Annotated in this window: 18 protein-coding genes; 10 read left to right on the top strand and 8 right to left on the bottom strand. The window is 54.9% G+C overall.

The features are described 5' to 3' along the window. Nucleotides 1-113: 113 nt before the first annotated feature. Both FRY97_RS04095 and FRY97_RS04090 read left to right on the top strand, forming a co-directional pair. Nucleotides 114-836 carry a hypothetical protein gene (locus tag FRY97_RS04095; RefSeq protein ID WP_147166162.1) on the top strand — a complete coding sequence of 241 codons (723 nt, stop codon included), beginning with the start codon at nucleotides 114-116 and terminating at the stop codon, nucleotides 834-836. A 204-nt stretch (nucleotides 837-1,040) separates the two neighbouring features. Further along, nucleotides 1,041-3,815, top strand: coding sequence for a 2-oxoglutarate dehydrogenase E1 component (locus FRY97_RS04090; RefSeq protein ID WP_147166161.1), 2,775 nt, complete (start codon nucleotides 1,041-1,043; stop codon nucleotides 3,813-3,815). Between the two features lie 101 nt (nucleotides 3,816-3,916). On the opposite strand, the gene FRY97_RS04085 is transcribed toward FRY97_RS04090, so the two are convergent. Then, nucleotides 3,917-4,423, bottom strand: a complete 507-nt coding sequence (locus FRY97_RS04085; RefSeq protein WP_147166160.1) for an FKBP-type peptidyl-prolyl cis-trans isomerase — start codon at nucleotides 4,421-4,423, stop codon at nucleotides 3,917-3,919. A gap of 136 nt (nucleotides 4,424-4,559) precedes the next feature. On the opposite strand from FRY97_RS04085, the gene FRY97_RS04080 reads away from it, so the two are divergent. Together FRY97_RS04080 and FRY97_RS04075 are read left to right on the top strand one after the other, a co-directional pair. Further along, nucleotides 4,560-5,249, top strand: coding sequence for a tetratricopeptide repeat protein (locus tag FRY97_RS04080; protein ID WP_147166159.1), 690 nt, complete (start codon nucleotides 4,560-4,562; stop codon nucleotides 5,247-5,249). A 349-nt stretch (nucleotides 5,250-5,598) separates the two neighbouring features. Further along, nucleotides 5,599-6,288 (top strand): hypothetical protein, encoded by a 690-nt coding sequence (locus FRY97_RS04075; protein ID WP_147166158.1) that lies wholly within the window; start codon nucleotides 5,599-5,601, stop codon nucleotides 6,286-6,288. A 44-nt stretch (nucleotides 6,289-6,332) separates the two neighbouring features. Here FRY97_RS04075 and FRY97_RS04070 read toward each other — a convergent pair whose 3' ends face one another. The 4 genes from FRY97_RS04070 to FRY97_RS04055 all read right to left on the bottom strand — a co-directional run bounded on the left by FRY97_RS04070 (nucleotide 6,333) and on the right by FRY97_RS04055 (nucleotide 11,024). Then, complete coding sequence (locus FRY97_RS04070; protein ID WP_147166157.1) at nucleotides 6,333-7,232, bottom strand: aminotransferase class IV; 900 nt, start codon at nucleotides 7,230-7,232, stop codon at nucleotides 6,333-6,335. Between the two features lie 7 nt (nucleotides 7,233-7,239). After that, nucleotides 7,240-9,180 (bottom strand): ATP-binding protein, encoded by a 1,941-nt coding sequence (locus FRY97_RS04065; RefSeq protein ID WP_147166156.1) that lies wholly within the window; start codon nucleotides 9,178-9,180, stop codon nucleotides 7,240-7,242. Between the two features lie 702 nt (nucleotides 9,181-9,882). Next, the gene (locus FRY97_RS04060; RefSeq protein ID WP_147166155.1) at nucleotides 9,883-10,617 is read right to left on the bottom strand and encodes a sulfotransferase-like domain-containing protein; all 735 of its coding nucleotides are present in this window, start codon (nucleotides 10,615-10,617) and stop codon (nucleotides 9,883-9,885) included. A gap of 68 nt (nucleotides 10,618-10,685) precedes the next feature. Then, complete coding sequence (locus FRY97_RS04055) at nucleotides 10,686-11,024, bottom strand: YegP family protein (RefSeq protein WP_147166154.1); 339 nt, start codon at nucleotides 11,022-11,024, stop codon at nucleotides 10,686-10,688. A gap of 556 nt (nucleotides 11,025-11,580) precedes the next feature. Between FRY97_RS04055 and FRY97_RS04050 the strand changes: the two genes are divergently transcribed. Together FRY97_RS04050 and FRY97_RS04045 are read left to right on the top strand one after the other, a co-directional pair. After that, nucleotides 11,581-12,312, top strand: coding sequence for a hypothetical protein (locus FRY97_RS04050; protein ID WP_147166153.1), 732 nt, complete (start codon nucleotides 11,581-11,583; stop codon nucleotides 12,310-12,312). Between the two features lie 90 nt (nucleotides 12,313-12,402). Next, nucleotides 12,403-12,816 carry an STAS/SEC14 domain-containing protein gene (locus FRY97_RS04045; protein ID WP_147166152.1) on the top strand — a complete coding sequence of 138 codons (414 nt, stop codon included), beginning with the start codon at nucleotides 12,403-12,405 and terminating at the stop codon, nucleotides 12,814-12,816. On the opposite strand, the gene FRY97_RS04040 is transcribed toward FRY97_RS04045, so the two are convergent. The 3 genes from FRY97_RS04040 to tatC form a co-directional block, all read right to left on the bottom strand. Beyond that, nucleotides 12,791-13,732: an L-threonylcarbamoyladenylate synthase gene (locus tag FRY97_RS04040; RefSeq protein WP_147166151.1), complete on the bottom strand. Its 942-nt coding sequence runs from the start codon at nucleotides 13,730-13,732 to the stop codon at nucleotides 12,791-12,793. The two genes, FRY97_RS04045 and FRY97_RS04040, sit on opposite strands and share 26 nt — an antisense overlap. A 292-nt stretch (nucleotides 13,733-14,024) precedes the next feature. Beyond that, nucleotides 14,025-14,471, bottom strand: coding sequence for a hypothetical protein (locus FRY97_RS04035; protein ID WP_147166150.1), 447 nt, complete (start codon nucleotides 14,469-14,471; stop codon nucleotides 14,025-14,027). Next, complete coding sequence (gene tatC, locus FRY97_RS04030) at nucleotides 14,471-15,310, bottom strand: twin-arginine translocase subunit TatC (RefSeq protein ID WP_147166149.1); 840 nt, start codon at nucleotides 15,308-15,310, stop codon at nucleotides 14,471-14,473. The genes FRY97_RS04035 and tatC overlap by 1 nt, the downstream gene beginning before the upstream one ends. 281 nt (nucleotides 15,311-15,591) lie before the next feature. On the opposite strand from tatC, the gene FRY97_RS04025 reads away from it, so the two are divergent. The 4 genes from FRY97_RS04025 (at nucleotide 15,592) to FRY97_RS04010 (ending at nucleotide 19,054) form a co-directional block, all read left to right on the top strand. Beyond that, nucleotides 15,592-16,503 carry a TraB/GumN family protein gene (locus FRY97_RS04025; RefSeq protein ID WP_246141545.1) on the top strand — a complete coding sequence of 304 codons (912 nt, stop codon included), beginning with the start codon at nucleotides 15,592-15,594 and terminating at the stop codon, nucleotides 16,501-16,503. A 297-nt stretch (nucleotides 16,504-16,800) separates the two neighbouring features. After that, nucleotides 16,801-17,097 carry a rhodanese-like domain-containing protein gene (locus FRY97_RS04020; RefSeq protein WP_147166148.1) on the top strand — a complete coding sequence of 99 codons (297 nt, stop codon included), beginning with the start codon at nucleotides 16,801-16,803 and terminating at the stop codon, nucleotides 17,095-17,097. Between the two features lie 105 nt (nucleotides 17,098-17,202). After that, nucleotides 17,203-17,412, top strand: coding sequence for a hypothetical protein (locus FRY97_RS04015; RefSeq protein ID WP_147166147.1), 210 nt, complete (start codon nucleotides 17,203-17,205; stop codon nucleotides 17,410-17,412). A 406-nt stretch (nucleotides 17,413-17,818) separates the two neighbouring features. Then, on the top strand, nucleotides 17,819-19,054 hold the full coding sequence (locus tag FRY97_RS04010; RefSeq protein ID WP_147166146.1) for an MFS transporter: 1,236 nt from the start codon (nucleotides 17,819-17,821) through the stop codon (nucleotides 19,052-19,054). Nucleotides 19,055-19,110: the final 56 nt, after the last annotated feature.

Raw genomic sequence — 19,110 nt, 5'->3', positions numbered from 1 at the left:
CTAGCCCCTGCCCTACGGAAAGCGTGCAATTCAATATCTTCACCAAGCAAACCATTTTCCGGCTGGGCTTTCTTCAGCAAGCGCCACGGCCAGGCACGTAAATACAAACTACTATGAGAAAAACGATTGGGCTATCAGCAGCCCTGCTGCTCTTCGCCTCTGTACTTTCTGCCCAGGTATGGCTGGAAATTGGCCCTAAGGCGATGATGGGCATGACCGGGCTGGCCAACGCCAATATCAATGGGGACGCCAACCACGACAGCTCTCTGGGCTTTGCGACCTCCCTTGGAGGGGCGGCCAACCTGAGCATAGGCGAGCGCCATGGCCTAAGCTTTGAGCTGCTGCGGGCCAACTACAGCCATAGCATGACCTACCGGGGCGATGCTGCCGGCAACCGCACCATAAATATGGAGTGGGAAAGCCTCGATATGTACCTGCTCTACCGCTATATACGCCCCAACGGTGCGTTTGCGGAAATCGGCGGCAAAAGCACCGGCATTTTTGCAGCCCAGCAGTCTTATGGCACCAACTGGGAAGATGCCAAAGGCGCTTATGCCGACCGCTACTTTTCAGGCTGTTTTGGGGTAGGAGGGTTTGTGACAGCCAACCGGGTGCTCACCGTCAAAACCGGGCTCCGGGCAGAATATGCCTTTACCGACCTGATGTCGGAGGAAGGGCAGGCAGCCAACTACCCGGCCTACTACAGCAATTATGAGAACTACGCAGAAACCTTCCCCTTCCGCCTAGGGTTCTATCTTGAAGTCACCTTTGGTGTAGGCGGGGTGGCTCAGGCCGAATGCGGCGCACGGGGGGTACTGTTTGGCACAGCCTATTGACAATACGCTGGCCGCCGGCTCCAAAAAGCTGGTCAATAGTCAAATATCTTGCGCGAAGCTTGCATTTGTGTCCAAGGGGGCTTTACTTGGCCCTAATTTATTCAGCCCCTACAGGATTGAATGGGATAAGCATGATTTTCCAGGCTTGGGCGGGTGCCGGAAGCCACATTATACCACAAATATTTACTGTAATCTTTACAGCCAATGAACGACTTTTCTTTCATAGCCAATGCTCACCCTTCTTACATCGACTCGATGTACGAAAAATACCTGCAAGACCCCGCGCAGGTCGAAGAAACCTGGCGAGCTTTTTTCCGGGGATTTGACTTTGCATCAAGCAGCACCAATGGGCAGAGCGAGGCGGGCACTACGGTTCCGGCTGAAGCCTTGGACAAGGAGTTCAAGGTCTTGTCCCTGATCAAAGCTTTCCGCAACCGGGGCCATCTGCTGTCTACTACCAACCCTATCCGGCAGCGCCGCGACCGCATGCCCAACCTCAACCTCGACGACTTCGGCCTTTCGGATGCCGACCTGAACACCTCCTTTGAAGCAGGGCAGGAAGTAGGGCTGGGCAAAGCCACGCTTTCGGCGATTATCGACCGTATGCGCAAAGCTTACTGCGGCAATATCGGCTATGAGTACCACCACATTCAAGACCGTGACAAGCGCCGGTGGATAAGGACACGCATTGAAAGCATGGCCAACTCTGCCGAAAACGCTTATGGTTTTGACAACGACACCAAAAAGCGCATCCTCGACAAGCTCAACGGGGCAGTCGTGTTCGAGCGTTTCCTGCATACCAAATACATTGGGCAAAAGCGCTTTTCCCTGGAAGGGGGCGAAAATACCATCGTCGCGCTCGATGGCCTGATCAACAAGGGGGCAGAGCTGGGCGTCAAGGAGTTTTTGGTGGGCATGGCACACCGGGGGCGTCTGAACGTCCTGGCCAACGTCATGGGCAAGACCTATGCACAGATTTTCAATGAATTTGAAGGCACAGCTGTGCCCGACCTTAGCTTTGGGGACGGGGATGTGAAATACCACTTGGGCTTCTCCTCTCAGGTAGAAACGCCTTCCGGCAATACAGTGCACCTCAAACTGGTGCCCAACCCTTCCCACCTCGAGTCGGTAAACCCCGTTGTAGAGGGCTTTGCACGCGCCAAAGCGGATATCCTTTATAACAGTGACTACGATTCGGTCCTCCCCATCCTTATCCACGGAGATGCGGCCCTTGCTGGGCAGGGGGTCACCTATGAGACCGTTCAGATGAGCAAGCTGGCTGGCTACTATACCGGCGGGACCATCCACTTTGTCATCAACAATCAGGTTGGCTTTACTACAGACTTCGACGACGCCCGGTCTTCTACCTACAGTACTGGTGTCGCAAATGTAGTGCAAGCCCCCGTTTTCCATGTCAATGGAGACGACCCCGAGGCGGTGCTTTTCGCCACGCAGTTTGCCATTGAGTACCGCCAAAAGTTCAACAATGATGTGTTCATTGATATGGTGTGCTACCGCCGGCATGGCCACAACGAGGGCGACGACCCCAAGTTCACGCAGCCGGAGATGTACAAGATCATCAACAACCACCCCGACCCCCGCGAAGTCTACAACCAAAAACTGATACAGCGGGGCGATGTAGATCAGAAGCTGGCCGAAGAGATGGAAGACTCTTTCTGGAAGCTGCTACAAGACCGGCTGGATGAGGTTAGGGAGCACCCCTTGCCCTACGAGTATCAAGAGCCGGAACAGGCCTGGCGGGAGCTGACGAAAACCTCTGACCCTAAGGACTTTGAGGAGTCTCCGGAAACTGGGGTAGACCGCAAACTGATCGATGAGCTGATCAGCCACCTGATGAATTTCCCGGAAGGGTTTACGCCCCTGAGCAAAGTCAACCGCCTGCTCAAGGGCAAGCGCAAACTGCTAGAGGACAATCAGCTGGACTGGGCAATGGGCGAACTGCTGGCTTATGGCACTATTCTGGCTGAAGGCAAAGACGTGCGCATGAGCGGGCAGGATGTCCGGCGGGGCACTTTTTCCCACAGGCATGCTGTAGTGCACGATGGCAAAACTTTCGAGCCGTTGAACCGGCTGGATGGCATAAGCGACAATCAAGGCAAGTTCCGTATTTTCAACTCCCTGCTATCTGAATTTGCGGTGCTGGGCTTTGAGTATGGCTACTCTTTGGCTTCTCCGGACAGCCTCATCTTGTGGGAAGCACAGTTCGGCGATTTCTACAACGGTGCACAGACGATTGTCGATCAGTACATCACTGCTGCAGAGAGCAAGTGGCAGCGCATGAGCGGCCTGGTGATGCTGCTGCCGCACGGGTATGAAGGGCAGGGGCCTGAGCACTCAAGCGCCCGCCTGGAGCGCTTCCTTCAGGCTTGCGCCGAATTCAACATTACGGTAGCGAATGTGACCAAGCCCGCCAACTTCTTCCACCTGCTGCGCCGTCAGCTGGCCCGGCCTTTCCGGAAACCACTGGTGGTCATGTCACCCAAATCTCTGCTCCGCCACCCGCTTTGCGTCTCAGACATTGCGGAGTTCGAAACGGGCAATAGGTTCCAGGAAGTGCTGGACGACCCTGAAGTGGGGCCGCGCAGCGGGAAGAAAGTGAAGCGCCTGCTGCTGTGCAGCGGCAAAATCTACTATGACCTGCTGCAGAAAAAGCAGGACGACAAGCGCGACGATGTGGCTATTGTGCGCATGGAACAGCTCTATCCACTGCCGGCCAAACAGCTGAAGGCCGTCTTCGAGCGCTACCCTAATGCGGAAGCTTTCTGGGTACAGGAAGAGCCTTCTAATATGGGGGCATGGCAGTATATCAACTCCATCTTTATCAACAAAGAGATCGACATCGATGTGGAGCTGAAGCATATCGCACGCAAGTCGAGCGCATCTACGGCTACCGGCTTCAAAGCTGTGCACGATCAGCAGCAGGAGCGCATTGTGAAACTTGCTTTTGGGGAAGCATAGGCTAAGCGCTAGCTAGCACCACGTAAAAGCCGCTGCCTGAACGTTGTCAGGCAGCGGCTTTCTTTTTGGGCCGCGGTAGGCTCATCTAGTCGCTTGCAAGCTTAGTGGGACACCCCGCCGGGGCCATGCACATGGCCATGCTCGATCTCTTCGGCAGTCGCTGCGCGCACTTCCTCTATCTGGCCAGTGAAGTACAAATCGACCCCAGCCATTGGATGGTTGAAGTTCATTTGCACCTCAGTGTCACCAATCTCCAATATGGTCCCAATCAGCTGATTGCCGTCGGGGTCGCGCATAGGGATGACGCGGCCGACCTGCAGGATATCCTCTGCGAGCTCACCATCTACGACAAAAGCTTCTTTGGGGATGGGGGCGATCGCCTCGGGGTCGTACTCACCGTAAGCTTCAGCGCTTTCAATCCCAAAAGCAAAGCCGTCTCCTGCTTTTTTCCCAGACAGCTCGGCTTCAAACTTGGGGATCATGGACCCTGCACCGTAAAGGAACACAAGCGGGTCGCTGCCAAAGGTTTGCTCCACCATATCTCCATCAGCGTCTTTTTCCTGCAATTTATAGTGCAGCGTGACCACTGTATGCTTATCGATTTTCATAGGTACATCGTTTTCTTTGATAATCGGCGCAAGGTAAGGATTTTGCAAGGGCAGGGCGAATGAATAAGGCTATTCTTCGCTATACCCTTGAAAATGTTGGGGTAATCGTATCTTCGGGCTGCAAACCAATGCGACTATGGAACCACAAGAATTAGATGCTGCCCGGCGTCAGGCATACGCACTGCGCCAGAGTTTCCAGTTTGTGAAAGCCCGGGAAGTCCTTCAGGCTGCTTTACGATCGCCTGCGGCAGAGCTTTGGTACGACTTGGGCAAAACAGAAGAAGAAAGCGGAAGGCCCGAAGCAGCCATCAAAGCCTACCAGGCCGGCATTGAGCAGGCTCAGGAAAGCGGGCAGCTGCTCTTGCTCGCACAGCTCCGGGAGGCACAAGGGCTGGCCTATCAAGACCTAGGGGAAGAGGAACAGGCCGTGGAATGCCATGAAGCCGCCCTGGCCATCTTGAAGCAGCTCCCTGAAAAAGAGGCTGGGCTTTTCCCTGCAAAGGTGGCCAAACACCTTGGGGAGCTCTACTTTGACCGGGGGGATACCGCCTTGGCCCGGAGCCACTTCAGAAGTGCGCTCACCCTGCTGCAACTCTACATTGGGCAGGGGGAAGGGTTCATTTGCCTGGAGGCAGCTACCGTAGCCCTACAGCTCGCTGGCGTAGAGATCAGAGCCGGGGGCGATAATGTAGGGACGGCCCTCCACCTCATCGCTGGGGCTGAACGCTGGCTGGACGAACTGGACCAGGACGATTCCATAGTGGAGGAGCGGTTTGCGGAAGCCCGCTTTCTAAAGCGGCATTGCGAACAAATTATGAACAAATAAGCCCGGCAAGGCTTTTCTTTACCGAGTGGACAAAGCAGAGGCGCAAACCAATATGTCGCAGGCGCTCATGTTTTTTCGGGCTATAGCCTGGCATTGGCCTAGCGCTGCGCAGGGGCGGCAGGCCCGATAGGGCCGAGCGGACAGCGAGCCCCGGAGCATAGCGGCACCTGCCATCGGGCAGGGGCAGGCCCCTATCCTTGCGGAGAGGGCAGGCCCCATCTCGCAAAGCAGGCTGGGCAGGCCTCAAAAAAGCAACAATCCGGTTGGCGCCCCAAAACAAAGGCCCGCGCTCAGAGCGAGGCCGTTACTTTACTTCCAGCTTACGTCTTACCCAACAAACACCATACATATGAACACGAACGCTTTTGCCATGCTTTTCATCCTTTGGGGGCTCAGCCCCGCCCTTTTTGCCCAAACCGCTTTTAGCGAGGAGCCCCGCCCGATGAGCCAAGGGGCCGAGCCCAGCTTTCTGCTCGATTTCCGCATTGGGCAGGCAGAGGATATCGCCGACCTTTGGGCTGATTACCAAAAGGGCTTCAAGGCCAAGAAACCAAAGCTGAACAAAGAGACCGGCGAGTACCTGACTGATAACGCCAGAATTGAAACCATCAGCAACAACACCATCGACATTTACGCTACCATAAGCCCCAAAGGGGAGGCGATGGGGGCTGTCGTGACCGTTTGGTTCAACCTTGGCGGTGCATACCTTTCCTCCGAGCGCCACCCCGACCGGATGCCCGGCGCTTATGCCTGGCTGGAGGGCTTCCGCAATAAGGTGATGTACGAATACGCTGAAGAGGTGCTCGACAATCAGGAGGATTTGCTCAAGGAGCTCGAAAAGGGCCTTTCCGACCTCAAGAAAGAAGAAGAAAAAGCGAAAGAGAACGTTGCTGACCTCGAAGCGGAGCTTGCTGAGGCCAAGAAGGCCGCCCAGGCCGCTGCCCAGGCCGTTGCCGGCAAAAAAGCGGAAGTCAGCAAACAAGAGCAGCAGGTACAGCTCGCTAAGGAGAAGGTCAATAGCATAAAAAAGAAGCAATAAGCTTCGCATTCAGGAGCCCCTGGCCAGGGGCTCCTGAATGCCCGTCAGAAAGGCAAGGGCTCGCCCATGGTTTCCGTCATCTCCCGGAATAAAGCCTGCACCTGGCTCAAGACTTGGGCCCCGGAGCGGTTCATAATCTGCCGCCCGTCTATCTCTACTACTTTCGTTAGCTCCCCCATTGTGCCAGTCGTGAACACCTCATCGGCAGTGTAAAACTCTGTAAGGGAAAGATTCTTCTCCAATATGGGGATGCCCGCCTGCTGGCACAGATGGATGACGTGCTGCCGGGTGATGCCGGGCAGGCAGCTATCTGCATGTGGCGTATACACTTTCCCCTTGCGGATACAAAAGACATTGACACCGTTGGCTTCCGAGACAAAACCGTCCTTGTCCAGCATAAGCCCTGCATCGGCCCCAGCGTGGTTTGCTTCAATTTTGGCCAGGATGTTATTGATCAGGTTGTTGTGGTGTATCTTAGAATCGAGCGACATAGGAGAATTGCGGCGCACAGAAGAGGTCACCAGGGTGATTTCCGGCGGATAAACCGGAGGCTTCCACTCTGGCACAATGATAAGCGTAGGGCCAAACTGATTCAGGCGAGGGTCCATCCCTGAGGTGATCTTCAGCCCCCGGGTAAGGGTAAGCCGGATGTGTGTGTCATCCTTCATCCCATTGGCCTGCAAGGTTTTGAACAGTGCGGCTTTCACTTCTTCAGAAGAAGGTATGCCTTGAAACGCCATAGCGTGAGCTGAATCCTGCAGCCGGCTCAGATGCTCTTCCAAGCTGAAAATACGGCCGTTATACACCCTGATGCCTTCCCAAACGGCATCTCCACCCTGTACTACACTGTCAAATACAGATACTTTGGCCTCAGCCCTCGGCAAGAGCTGGCCATCGATATAGATTAGGATGTCATCATTGCGCTTGTCGTACTTTTGTAGCATAAGATTTTTATGTTTGGATGGGAAGGGCTATCGTAAAAGCAGTGCCGTTCCCAAGGCTTGACGAAACAGAGATATGCCCCCGGTGGCGGGCAACTATTCGCTGGCAAATAGCCAGCCCCAGCCCAGTGCCGGAGTAGTTGCGCTTGTCTAGGCGCTGGAAAATATGGAAGATCTTGTTGAAGTAAGCCTCATCGATGCCGATGCCATTGTCCTGCACCGTAAAAATAGCCTGCCCGCCCTCCAGGCAGCCTGTCACGCGGACCGCCGGCTGCTCCTTATCATTGAACTTGAGGCCATTGGAGATAAGGTTTTGGAAGAGCTGGGCAAGCATTACCTCATGCCCTGCAAACACAGGCAAGCTGTCTATGACAACCGCTGCATTTTTTTCCTGTATATCCGCTTGTAAGGAAGCTTTTACCCGGGCAAGCAGCTCATTCATATCTATCTCACTGCGCTTCAACACTTGTATATTGCTCAGGCGGGCATAATCCATCAGCCCATCGAGCAGGCGGCTCATGTGCTCAGTGCCGCCCAAGATATACTGTATAAACTCTTGGCTCTGACTGTCCAGCCCTTCCGGGAAGCGGCGGGCCAGCAGGGAGGTGAAAGAGCCTATGGTGCGCAGGGGCTCACGCAGATCGTGCGAAGCGACGTAAGCAAACTGCTCGAGAGCAAAATTAGACTCCTTCAGGTCTTTGTTCTGGTCCGCAACTTCTTGGTTGATCCTGGCAATCTCCCTTGCTTTTTCCTCCAGCAGATGGTTGGCTTTGCGCTGCCTGCGGTACTGTACAAAAGCCAGCACCGCCACCCCAAGGAAAAGGACAAGCGCAATGATCAGCACACCGGCCAGCCTCCTGGCCTCCCTCCGCTGCACGGCCAGCAAGGCGGCTTCTTGCTGCTGGGAATTGTACTGCTCCTGAACGTCCAGCAAAATCCGTTCATTCTCTACATTAACCAGCTCAATATAAGCCTGATTGTAAGCCAAGCTGTAGTGGTAAGCGCTATCATAAACCCCTAGCTCAGCGTAGCTTTGGCCCAGCGCCTCAAGCGACTGAGCGGCCAAGCCCAGTGCGCCGGTCTCCCTGCTCAGCTTTAGGGCCTGCTTTTGCCAAGCGATCGCTGCTCCGTGGCTGCCCATCTTTTGATCTATACGGGCCAGCGCAAGCCAGTTGTCGATAAGCTTGTTCGAAGATTTTGCCCGGCTATTGATGCTGATCGCCTGATTGAGGTATTCCCTTGCCTTGGCAAAATCCCCTTTCTGACTGAGGAAACGCCCGAGGTAGTCATAGCAAAAAGCCATTGTGCTGGAATCTCGCTGCAAGACCGCCCGGTCTAGGGCTTCTCCTGTATACCAGATGGCACCTGAGAGGTCTTCCTGCTGCTCGCGGGCTTCTGCCAAGCTGACCAGCGAATAGGCCACCTCCGTCTCGTTGCCCATGCGCTGCCGGATTTCCAATGCCTGCTCGTAGAAAGACTGCGCCCTTGGCGCATCGCCCTGCCAGAGGTATACATTGCCTATGTTATTATAAGACCTTGCCAAGCCGACACTATCATTGATGGCCTCCCGGATTTTAAGGGCGGCAAAAAAGGCTTCTGAAGCTTGAGGCACCTTGCCCTCGTACCAATAGACCATCCCATCAGTATGCAGGGCATCAGCAATGGCTTTAGAATTGGACAACTGCCTGGCCAGCGCCAACGACTCTCCGGCCAGTTCGTGCGCACGGGCCGGGCGGGCAGCCTTATAGTACCAAGCCTTCTCCTTGAGCCAATACGCCCGCTCGAGCGCAGTCTCTGCCTGCTCGAGAGAGTCCTGCAAGGCTTCCTCTTCTTGGGCACAAACGGGCCTAACCGACAATGCTCCTATCAGGAGCAAGCCATAGCAGGCTAGAAGCTTGTAGCTGTTTCTGCCCCCAGCATGAATGAAGAGGCACCTGGATATTTTGAGCATAGCTCTTTTTATGTAGGCCCTGGAAAGCCCCCAAAGCCAAAGGCTAATATACAACAGCCAGAGCAGGAACAAACGCTCGGCTGGGCTGAAGCTATACCGCCCCAATCAGTTTTGACAAAAAGAACTGTCTGGCCGCTGTGATCCAGCTCGCCCCTAATGCCCCCACTCCTTACCTTGATCAGGTAGGCTTGTCCCATCGCGCAGAGGCGCAAACCAGATTGTCGTTTTTGGGCCTGCCCCCTCCGCAAGGATGGGGGCCTGCCCCTGCCAGCAGGCAGGTGCCGCTATGCTACGGGGCTCGCTGTCCGCTCGGCCCCTCGCCCTACAGGCGTCGGGTCTGGCCTTCGGCCACCCCTTCGCAGCGCTAGGCCGATGCCAGGCTATAGCCCCAAAAGCATAAACGCCTGCGAAATTTTAGTTTGCACCATCAGGCAACGCCCTTCCCACTAGTGCGACTAGACCGAATTACTTGATAGCATTTCCACGATTAACCCTTTTCTGGTGCGTGACCTTTATTTGTCAAAAATTTACGGCTCAATCCACTTGACTTGATGTGCCGGGCTAGTGGAGTGAAAAAATGAGCTATTTTCGGTCACGCACCGGCTTTGGGGGAACCAAAGCTAAGTGACTGAAAATAGGCATAGCGTGGCAAGAAAAAGCCTTTTTAATCTCGCAATCCCCCCAGCCCATCAAGCCTGTCATTTACGGTGTCAATGCCACCCTGCTCAGTACCTCGTAATAAGGCATACACTCCTTGGCCAAGGCTTCCTGAGCCGGCGACAGCACGTAAGGCTTTTCTTCATAAGGCATGAAACCAGTAGACCGATGTACGGATGCGTACCAATACTTGGCCCAGACCCCGTCCTCAGGGCGGGCACCGGGCGGCCAGCCCAGCATGGCTTCATCAAAAGGCAGCCCCAAGGCTTCACAAAGCTGGGAAAGGACAGCTCTTGGCCCCAGCAACAGCTGCCTGGCATCCACTACTGCACGGAGGGTGCCCGCAGCTTGCAGCTCTTCGTACAGGCTCAGCTGCTGCGCCACCCCAATGTCTGCCAAGGTAGGATTGGGGATAACTTTGGAATAAGAAGCGATGATGGCGCGGGGGTCACGTATGAGCAGGATGTTGTCGGTCTGCCGGAGGAAAGCAGTATCCAATTCAATCAGGTGGTGGGTCATCTGCTTAAAGAAAGCCACCGGGCGGGCACAAGGGCCTAAGATGGTCTCCCGCACCACCTGCACCGCGTCAATGGGCTGGCTCTCCAGCACTTCCGCTGCCCCGGGGTGTTCGGCCTCTGAGGGCGTATGATGAAGGTAATGCGCATACAGCGGCTCATCGTACACTCGGGTATCTTTGCGCTGTGCAAAGGAGTACATAAGGGCGGTGCTGATGTTGCGTGGGCTAGACCAAGCGTTAATGCGCTTTACGGGCATCGTCATAGAAAAGTAAGCATATAAAAGCCCGGCCTGAGCCGGGCTTGACCATTGAAGTAGCTCTTGATACCGTCTTATTCTGCTACGGTCAAGTCTTCTATAGTAGCTTCCGGCGCATTGGTTTTTACGGATTCGATGCCCTTTTCCATTCCCGACTTGGAAGCATACATCTGGCTGCTGCCAATGACTTGCTTGTTGCCTGCCAAGAGGTTGAAGTGGAATTTGCCATTAGCGGCCTCTTTGCGCTCAAAGTGGTCGTCGTTGCTGGCATTTTTCTGTACACTTTCTACGCCGTTCTTGCAGCCGGCTTTATTGGCATAGCCTTGGCTGGAAAGGATGACCTGTCCATTGCGCGCCTTCAGGCGGAAGTAATACTTCTCGTTATTCTCGCTTTTGAAGATTTCAAATTTCATAGCGGTCTGTTTTGGTTTTTTTGATGTTTAGAGACTGTTTAGACCTCAGCAATCGGGCTATCCCGCTAGGCAGCGGTACACTTTTCCGCTTATGCTTCGCTTCGAAAATCCTCATTTATCTCAGGCTAAACTCCGGTTTTCGTGCCTTGCCTAACCAAAAAACTGCACATTCTCGCCTAGAAGGCCAAAATCCAAACAGGCCCTTAAAAAAGATGGTTTTGTTAAGGACGGCCGCTATGGCTGAAGTCACTTCCCATGCGGCCCTTTAAATTATCTCTATTTGATTATTTTCCAAAAGTTTGGTGCCTTATTCCGCACAAAATTAGAAATACCGTGCAGCCTGTGGCAATTTCAGGCTTGCGGTGGCACCACTTTAGGAGCAGCTGTTGCCAAATTCCACCATTAGCAGCCTGCTTGGATCTTTGCGCACCCTATCTAAAAGCCCCAGCTACTTAACCCTCCTTATGTTTTTCTTGTTAAACAGTAGATCGATCGAGCTCTTCCGGGCAGCCTCGCCCGGGCGGAGCCCTTTACACCACCACCCAATGCACGAAGTATGGCCCGGCTCTTAATCACCCTATTTTCCCTCCTCCCTCTGGCTTGCTATGCACAGAGCGACATCCCGTACTACCTCCAATTCAGCGGCAACCTGCTGATCAACGTTCCGGTGGAAGGCTTCTCCCGGGTACAGGATGGCGTTTCGGTAGGCGGAGGTGGGGCGTTTATTTTCCAAGGCAAGCGCGGCAAGCCCCTGTTTTTTGGGCTGGAAGCAGCAGGGGGGCGGTTCGAGACCGAAAGCATCAAATTTACCACCACACAGAATGGGTTTGCGGAAGATTTCCGGGAACGGACATCCACTCACCTGCTTCAGGCGCACGTTCTGGCCCGCTTCAAGCCCTTTACCGGTTTTTTCCTGCAGCCTTATGCCGATGGGCTGCTAGGGGGCAAGTGGCTATACGCTAGGACCGTCTTTTCTCAAGAGTTTGATGAAGACGAGGTGGAAGTCATTGAACGGTATACCGAAATCAGCGACAACACCCTGAGCGTAGGCGCCGGAGCAGGCGTACAGGTACGGCTGAGTGCTGCCCCTGACCTTCTGCTCGACTTCCGCTGCGTATACCTCTATGGGGGCAGTGCCCGCTATTGGGCACGAGACCCCGACGCGCCAGACCCGCTCGAGTTCTCAGCGGAGGCATTTGAGCCGCGCATCTCCCCTACTTCCACTCTGTCCTTTCAACTGGGGCTGACCCTCCAAATTTCACTTAAAGAATTCCATGGGCTGGAATAACGGCAACAGCCCTGAACAATGGGCCCGGGCTGGCATTTTAAATGGCTATGAAGCGCAGTATGCTGCTGCCCTTCCCAAAAATCATCCTTTATGCCTGCCTACGCCACTTTCGATTTTTCTGCATTCCCACTCGCCCGCGTCACCTTCACCGGGGCCCCTGCCGATGAGGGCAACTTCTCTGATTACCTGAGCAGCCTAGAGCAGCCATACCTTAGAGCATCGCCGTTTGTCTACCTTTTTGATGCCCGGCAGGCTGCTTTTCCAAGCCTGCGGTATCAGCGCCAACAAGCCGAATGGCTAAACAGCCACGCTCAGCTGATGAAAGCCTATTGCAAGGGCACGGCCTATCTTATCCAGCAGCCACTTTTGCGCATCGCGCTGAAAGGCATCTTTGCCATTCAAAGCCAGCCAGTGCCCTATGTGGTGACGGGCACAGAAGCAGAGGCCCTTTCTTGGGCGGCAGCACAACTGCCTGGGCTCAACCCTGGGCAGCCGCCCGTCTGAGCCGGTCATTCACCGCCCGGCCCAGCCCTTCTTCCGGGAGCAGCTCGGCCACAATAGCCGGAGCGCCGCTCCCATCTAGCTCGCGCATAAGGGCAAACAGCCGCCGGGCAGCCTCTTCATAATCGCCGGAAGGGGACAATAAATGCTGCTGTGCTTCGGGCCAGCCCGGCTTGTACTCCCGGAACCTGATAAGGACCGCGCCTGCTGGGTAACGGTGCAGAGCAGCAGCCAGAAAGAACGGCACCGAGGGGGCATAGTGGCTTTTCAGCATACCTGGCGCTTGTGGGTTGGAGCTGGAGTAAGGCTTGACCGCAACTTCACCTACTACTTTTTCTATCGTTTCTATAGCCAGCCCGCCTTTTCGGTAAATTACAGGCCGGCCAGATTCAAAACCGAGTATGGTGCTTTCCACGCCCACCGTACACGGGCCGCCATCCAGGATATATGGGATTTTCGCCCCTAACTGGTCCGCGACATGCCGGGCCGTAGTTGGGCTGATGTAGCCAAAAGGGTTCGCACTCGGTGCTGCAAGCGGGAAATCCAGCTGCCCGAGCAGTTCCCGAGCAACAGGGTGGGCCGGCACCCGGATCGCAACCCTTGGCGAGCCGGCTGTGACCAAATCAGGGACAAGCGATGACTTTTCAAGCAACAGGGTAAGGGGCCCTGGCAAAAAAGCCCGGGCCAGGGCTTCGAGCTCAGGGCGCACAGTAGCAATATAAGGCGCAAAAGAAGGGAAATCGGGAAGGTGGATGATGAGCGGGTCAAAGCTGGGCCGGTTTTTTACGGCAAAAATAGCGGCCACAGCCCGAGGGTTGAGCGCGTTGCCGGCAAGCCCATAAACGGTTTCGGTAGGCATGGCAACAAGCTGGCCCGCTTTGAGCAGGCGGCAAGCGTACTGAATGTCTTTCCCTATCATGAATCAAAAAATGGTATAGAAGGGCAAAGTTCGCAAGTCTCTATCAGATTACAAAAGGCTGCACGCCAATACACAGGGATGGTATGAGGAGGACTGATGCAGCCGCGCCCGGCCAGGGCTAAGCCAGCTTTTCCAAGCTTGGCAAAATACTAGTGCCTTAAGTTGAAGTTATTTTCCGGCTAATCAAGGCGAAGGTCCGCGGCTTTAGCCCGAGCTAAAGGAGCGGTTCTTTAACGAAGAGCAGGCGGAAAAGAACGAAACTTGGAGTGTCAAGGGTTTATGGCTTGAGGCACTAGGCGGCTACCTTCTCCTGCACATCCGGGTGCTGCTCCAGGTACTCCTGCATCAGCTTACGCGAAGCCACAAAAAAGCAGGACTGCCCGAATATCCCTTTCTCCACAAACTGTATGCGCGCAATGGATAAAAAGAGGAAGCTGCTCTGCCGGATCTCCTTTATGGCATGGAAGGGGTAGCGGGCCGTCTTGAAGTAATTGGTCACATAAAGGAACGCCTCGTCAGCTTCGACCCGTTTGAGGCGCAGCAGCGTGAATGCGAAAAGCAAGACCCCGGTCACATAAGCGAAGGCCATGCCCCCCTTGAAATAAATGGACGGGGTGTTGCCCACATATTCATACTGATAGGCTAGCGCTGCAATGGTCAATGCCCCGAAGAACACAATCCAGAACACGGGGATGAAAAATTTGAGCATCAGGGTGCTGTTGCTGGACAGTCGTTGCATTAGAATTCTTCGTTTTCACGGTTGACACGGGCAGAAACCAGGATACTGACTTCGTACAGCACGTAAAGCGGGATGCCGATCAGAAACTGTGTGACCACATCCGGTGGGGTGATCATAGCCGCTAATACCAGTACGCCAATGATGGAGTGCCGACGGTATTTTTTCATGCCTTCCGGAGTCACAAGCCCAACTTTGGAGAGGAAGTAAACAATGATAGGCAGCTCAAAAATCAGCCCGGCCGGGGCAGTGAACATGATCATGTAATTGATGAAGGAAGACATCGTAGGCGTATTCTGCACGCCCGGTATCTCGTACCCGGCAAGAAAGTTGACCGCGAAAGGAGAAATGATGTAGTAGCCAAAGAGCACGCCCATGATAAACAGCCCGGAGCAAATCCCTACCATGCCGCGGGCAGCCCGCCGCTCCTTGGCGTAAAGCCCCGGCTTGATGAAAGTCCAAAACTCCCACAGCACGTAGGGGAAAGCAATGATCAGCCCCATTACAAAACAGACCTTGATGGCCATGATAAAGGGCTCGCCAAAGCCCGTAGCGATCTTGGGGAAATCTGGCGGCGTAAAGCACATGACATCCCCCAAGCCCATACTGTTGGACAAGTTGCAGATGAAACGGTAGGAGAAGAAGTCGGCCTTGGTCGGGCCAAAAATGACGGTGTCGAACAGCCAGCCCTGAAAAAGGAAAAGCACAATGCCCAGCCCAACAACAGCTATCAGGGAACGGATGATGTGCCAGCGGAGCTCTTCCAAATGCTCCAGAAACGTCATCTCCTGTTCCTGCGGTTCTGGCCCGAGGCGGTCTACATCTATTTGGTCGAGTGGCATAAACCTTGGTCGCTTAAATCGTGATAAAACCAGCACCTTCCAAGTGCCGGTAGGCTGCAAAGGTAACAAAAAAGGGAGTCGTAAAGATGTGAAAAAGCGAATCCGCCAAATGATAAGGCTTTCCTAAATTACCCCCTTCCCACAACCCCTTCGGAAAAAAATTGTTTCTTCCTTGAATACTGCCATTCGTCCCTGCCGCAACAGCTTTTTGGCTCAACTTTACCACTTATGCCCTGCACCGGCCTAACAGCCAAGGCGGGCGTACAAACCTTTCCTGATTTATGATGAAGTATTTTGCTATCCTGCTTGCTCTAGCTTTCTCCAGCATTAGCGCCTGGGCCCAGCCCGGGAGCGCCGCCTACGCTCCTGCTCCAGAAGAAAAAGCCCTGCTCTGGGAAATTTCCGGCCAAGGGCTACAGCAGCCCTCCTACCTCTACGGCACTATCCACATGATCGGCAAAGATGACTTCTTCCTGACGGAGGCCACTCAGGAGGCCTTCGGCCAGGTGGGCCACGTCACCTTTGAAATCAATATGGAGGACATGACCGACTTCTCCAAGCTGATGCCCCTGCTGATGAAGGCCTTCATGGTAGGCGATACCACTCTGGAAGACTTGCTCACCCAAGAGGAATATGCCCGCGTGAGCGATCACTTCGCTACCATTGGCCTGCCTATGATGTTCGTCAACCGGATCAAGCCGATGTTCCTCTCTGTCATGGGGGGAGATGAGGCCATGAGCATGGACCCCAACGCCTCCTCCGAGGTCGTCTCCTATGAAATGGAGTTCATGAAAATGGCCCAAGAACGCGAAATGACAATTGGCGGGCTGGAAACAGCGGAATACCAGATGAGCATGTTCGACAGCATCCCCTACTCCGTACAGGCTAAGATGCTCATGGAGTCTATTGATGCCGGAGGCGGCGTTGGGGGCGATCAGTTTGCCGAAATGGTGAAAATGTACAAAGAGCAGGATATCTATGCCATGCAGGATATGATGGACGAAGAAGGCGGCATTGCCGGATATGAAGACCTGCTGCTCGTGCAGCGCAACCGGAATTGGATACCGGTCATGGCGGAGATGATGAAGGTGCAGCCTACCTTCTTCGCAGTAGGCGCAGGCCACCTCGGGGGCGAAGAAGGTGTCATTGCACTTTTGCGCGAAGCAGGCTACCAAGTAGAGCCGGTCAAGTAATGCCGGTACAAAACTGGGGGGGGGGCCTCCCCGGCCTGACGGCACGGGGCGCTACGATCCGGGGCTCGCTATCCGCTCGGCCCTGCCGGGCTTGCCACCCCTCCTCATCGCTAGGCCGGCACAGCTGGGCACCGTATGCGCAGCAATGGCCAAGTGCCTGCCGCAGCACCGCTTCCCAGGCCTGTTGCCAAAAATCACCGGGAAGGCATGACATTTAGCAGAGCATCAGCCGTTTATCATGGCTAATTTGAAGGAGGCTGGGCGAAAGCCCTTTTTTCCCACTCAAAAACAAAAGTCATGTGGCTACGAGATATCCAAAACCTACAGCACGGCACCCTAGTTGACGTCCGCAACCGCGAAGAATACGACCTAAACCACATCCCCGGGGCGGTAAACATCCCTTGGGATATCCACCTCTACTACCTCGATGAACTACAGGAGCTGCCCCGCCCTTGGATTTTGTTCTGCGAAGAAGGCTACCGCTCCGGGCTGGTAGCGCTCTCGCTCAAAGCCCTCGGTTTTGAGGAAGTGTACAATGGGGGCAGCTGGCGGGATGCCGCCCAAGAGCTGGACGAAATAGAAGCCGCAGCCTAACGCCTTTTCCTATTGCCTGCAAGGGGACCGTATCTGCGCGCTTTGAGGCGCTAAGCCATATCCCCTTTCACCACCCCTGCAGCGCAGGGGCACAACAAGCTGAACATGCACTACAAGCCGGTCACTGCGTGGATTTTCATCGCCCTCTCCCTCGCCCTCCTGCTGATGTTCCTTTATCCTGCCAAGTGGGTCATCGGCCTGGGGGTGCTCTTTGTGCCAGCCCTGCTCATCTTGCAAGCCTACGTCATTTTGCGCGCCGACGATGAGAGCCCCCACACCTTGTCTGACGACAAATGGTACGAAGACCGGGACTAGCCCGAGCGGGGCTTTTCCGTCAAAGCTGCGCCGAGCGCCCTCACAGCACAGGGCATAGATGGCCCTGCAAGCCCACAATGGTTTTCCCCCGATTTTGCTACAGCGCTACCCTTTTTGAGGGGGCGAAAACTAAGCTATGCTTTCCGGGCTTTAGCCAGGCATCGGCCTAGCGCTGCGAAGGGGCGGCAGGCCTGATAAGGCCGAGCGGACAGCGAGCCCCGCAGCATAGCGGCACCTGCCCTCAGGCAGGGGCAGGCCCCTATCCTTGCGGAGGGGGCAAGCCCAAAAAACGACAATCAGGTGCGCCCTTTGAGGGCTTATTTCCCTTTTACCTACAGGCAGGAACTATTTCCTGCAGGATGCGGTATTCTCTAGACTTGCTTTTGGCCTACAAAATCAGAATACCATGTTCAGTAAAGCCTTCGGCCTGTACCGCGAATCCTTCAGCGGCCTTTCCCGAGAGATATGGCTCCTTTCTGGCGTCATGCTCATCAACCGTGCCGGCACGATGGTGATCCCCTTCCTTTCGGTTTACCTGACCCAGCAGCTGGGCTTTAGCCTGGCACAGACCGGATGGGTCATGAGCAGTTTTGGGGCAGGCTCCGTAGCAGGCTCACTGATTGGGGGGAAGCTCTCTGACCGGGTGGGGTTCTATCAGGTACAGTTTTGGGCGCTGCTGCTGAGCGGTTTCTCCTTCATTGCCCTGAGCCTGTTCACCTCTTTTTACGCTATGTGCCTGGCCGTCTTTGTCAGCACCACCATTGCTGATGCCTTCCGGCCTGCAAATTTTACAGCTATCGCTGCCTACAGCCGGGCAGAAAACCGTACCCGGGCAATTGCCCTGCTGCGCATGGCCATCAACCTGGGCTGGGCCGTTGGGCCTGCTTTGGGGGGCTTCCTGGCCATTCATTACGGCTATCACTTTTTGTTTTGGGCAGACGGGCTGACGTGCATAGCAGCAGCCATTATTTTCCGCTTTGCTCTGCCCCCCCGCTTTGCAGAAGAAGAGGAGGAGGGCGGAACAGAGGAAGGCGCAGTAAAAGCGCTTCCCCGGAGCGTATACCACGATAAGCCCTATCTGCTGTTCTTGTTCCTGACCCTGCTCAACGGGCTGGCATTCATGCAGCTATTTTCTGCCTTCCCGGTATTCCTCAAGCAGGAGGTATTCCTCAATGAAGGCCAGATTGGCGCTTTGCTCGCGCTGAACGGGCTTACCATCGGGTTGTTGGAAATGCCATTGATCTTCATTTTGGAAAAGCGGGTGCCCGCATTAAAGATCATCAGTTTCGGCACCCTTTTGATCGGGGCCGCATTTTTATTGTTCAATGCCTTCGGCCCCTGGCCTGGCATCGCTCTGGCGAGCATGCTGCTGCTGACTTTCGGGGAAATGTTCAGCCTGCCTTTTCTGTCGACAAGGGCCATAGGCTTCGCGGGGCGCCACAACCGGGGCGCGTACATGTCCCTCTTTTCAACGACCTACTCCCTCTCGCACATCCTGGCACCCAATATTGGGCTGCAAATGGCGGGGATATGGGGTTTTCCTGCCCTCTGGTATGTCATTGCGGGCATTACCGTACTGGCTGCGCTCGGCTTTCAGCTGGTCTACCGCCGCGAAAACCAAAGGCCTGTGGGTAAACATTGAGCCCCTTATGCCGTTCTGATATTGAACAGCTGATGCCGATGGCATTCAGAACCAAT

The organism is Phaeodactylibacter luteus, assembly GCF_007993045.1.
GTDB lineage: Bacteria > Bacteroidota > Bacteroidia > Chitinophagales > Saprospiraceae > Phaeodactylibacter > Phaeodactylibacter luteus.
Note: the sequence above shows the minus strand (reverse complement) of the source record. Positions and strands in the feature narration are given on the sequence as shown.

Coding starts and splice junctions, on each gene's coding strand:
- FRY97_RS04090 (WP_147166161.1), top strand. CDS start 1,041: ATGAACGACTTTTCTTTCATAGCCAATGCTCACCCTTCTTACATCGAC.
- FRY97_RS04035 (WP_147166150.1), bottom strand. CDS start 14,471: ATGCAACGACTGTCCAGCAACAGCACCCTGATGCTCAAATTTTTCATC.
- FRY97_RS04015 (WP_147166147.1), top strand. CDS start 17,203: ATGCACTACAAGCCGGTCACTGCGTGGATTTTCATCGCCCTCTCCCTC.
- tatC (WP_147166149.1), bottom strand. CDS start 15,310: ATGCCACTCGACCAAATAGATGTAGACCGCCTCGGGCCAGAACCGCAG.
- FRY97_RS04080 (WP_147166159.1), top strand. CDS start 4,560: ATGGAACCACAAGAATTAGATGCTGCCCGGCGTCAGGCATACGCACTG.
- FRY97_RS04055 (WP_147166154.1), bottom strand. CDS start 11,024: ATGAAATTTGAAATCTTCAAAAGCGAGAATAACGAGAAGTATTACTTC.
- FRY97_RS04050 (WP_147166153.1), top strand. CDS start 11,581: ATGGCCCGGCTCTTAATCACCCTATTTTCCCTCCTCCCTCTGGCTTGC.
- FRY97_RS04045 (WP_147166152.1), top strand. CDS start 12,403: ATGCCTGCCTACGCCACTTTCGATTTTTCTGCATTCCCACTCGCCCGC.
- FRY97_RS04075 (WP_147166158.1), top strand. CDS start 5,599: ATGAACACGAACGCTTTTGCCATGCTTTTCATCCTTTGGGGGCTCAGC.
- FRY97_RS04065 (WP_147166156.1), bottom strand. CDS start 9,180: ATGCTCAAAATATCCAGGTGCCTCTTCATTCATGCTGGGGGCAGAAAC.
- FRY97_RS04040 (WP_147166151.1), bottom strand. CDS start 13,732: ATGATAGGGAAAGACATTCAGTACGCTTGCCGCCTGCTCAAAGCGGGC.
- FRY97_RS04095 (WP_147166162.1), top strand. CDS start 114: ATGAGAAAAACGATTGGGCTATCAGCAGCCCTGCTGCTCTTCGCCTCT.
- FRY97_RS04010 (WP_147166146.1), top strand. CDS start 17,819: ATGTTCAGTAAAGCCTTCGGCCTGTACCGCGAATCCTTCAGCGGCCTT.
- FRY97_RS04025 (WP_246141545.1), top strand. CDS start 15,592: ATGATGAAGTATTTTGCTATCCTGCTTGCTCTAGCTTTCTCCAGCATT.
- FRY97_RS04070 (WP_147166157.1), bottom strand. CDS start 7,232: ATGCTACAAAAGTACGACAAGCGCAATGATGACATCCTAATCTATATC.
- FRY97_RS04085 (WP_147166160.1), bottom strand. CDS start 4,423: ATGAAAATCGATAAGCATACAGTGGTCACGCTGCACTATAAATTGCAG.
- FRY97_RS04060 (WP_147166155.1), bottom strand. CDS start 10,617: ATGACGATGCCCGTAAAGCGCATTAACGCTTGGTCTAGCCCACGCAAC.
- FRY97_RS04020 (WP_147166148.1), top strand. CDS start 16,801: ATGTGGCTACGAGATATCCAAAACCTACAGCACGGCACCCTAGTTGAC.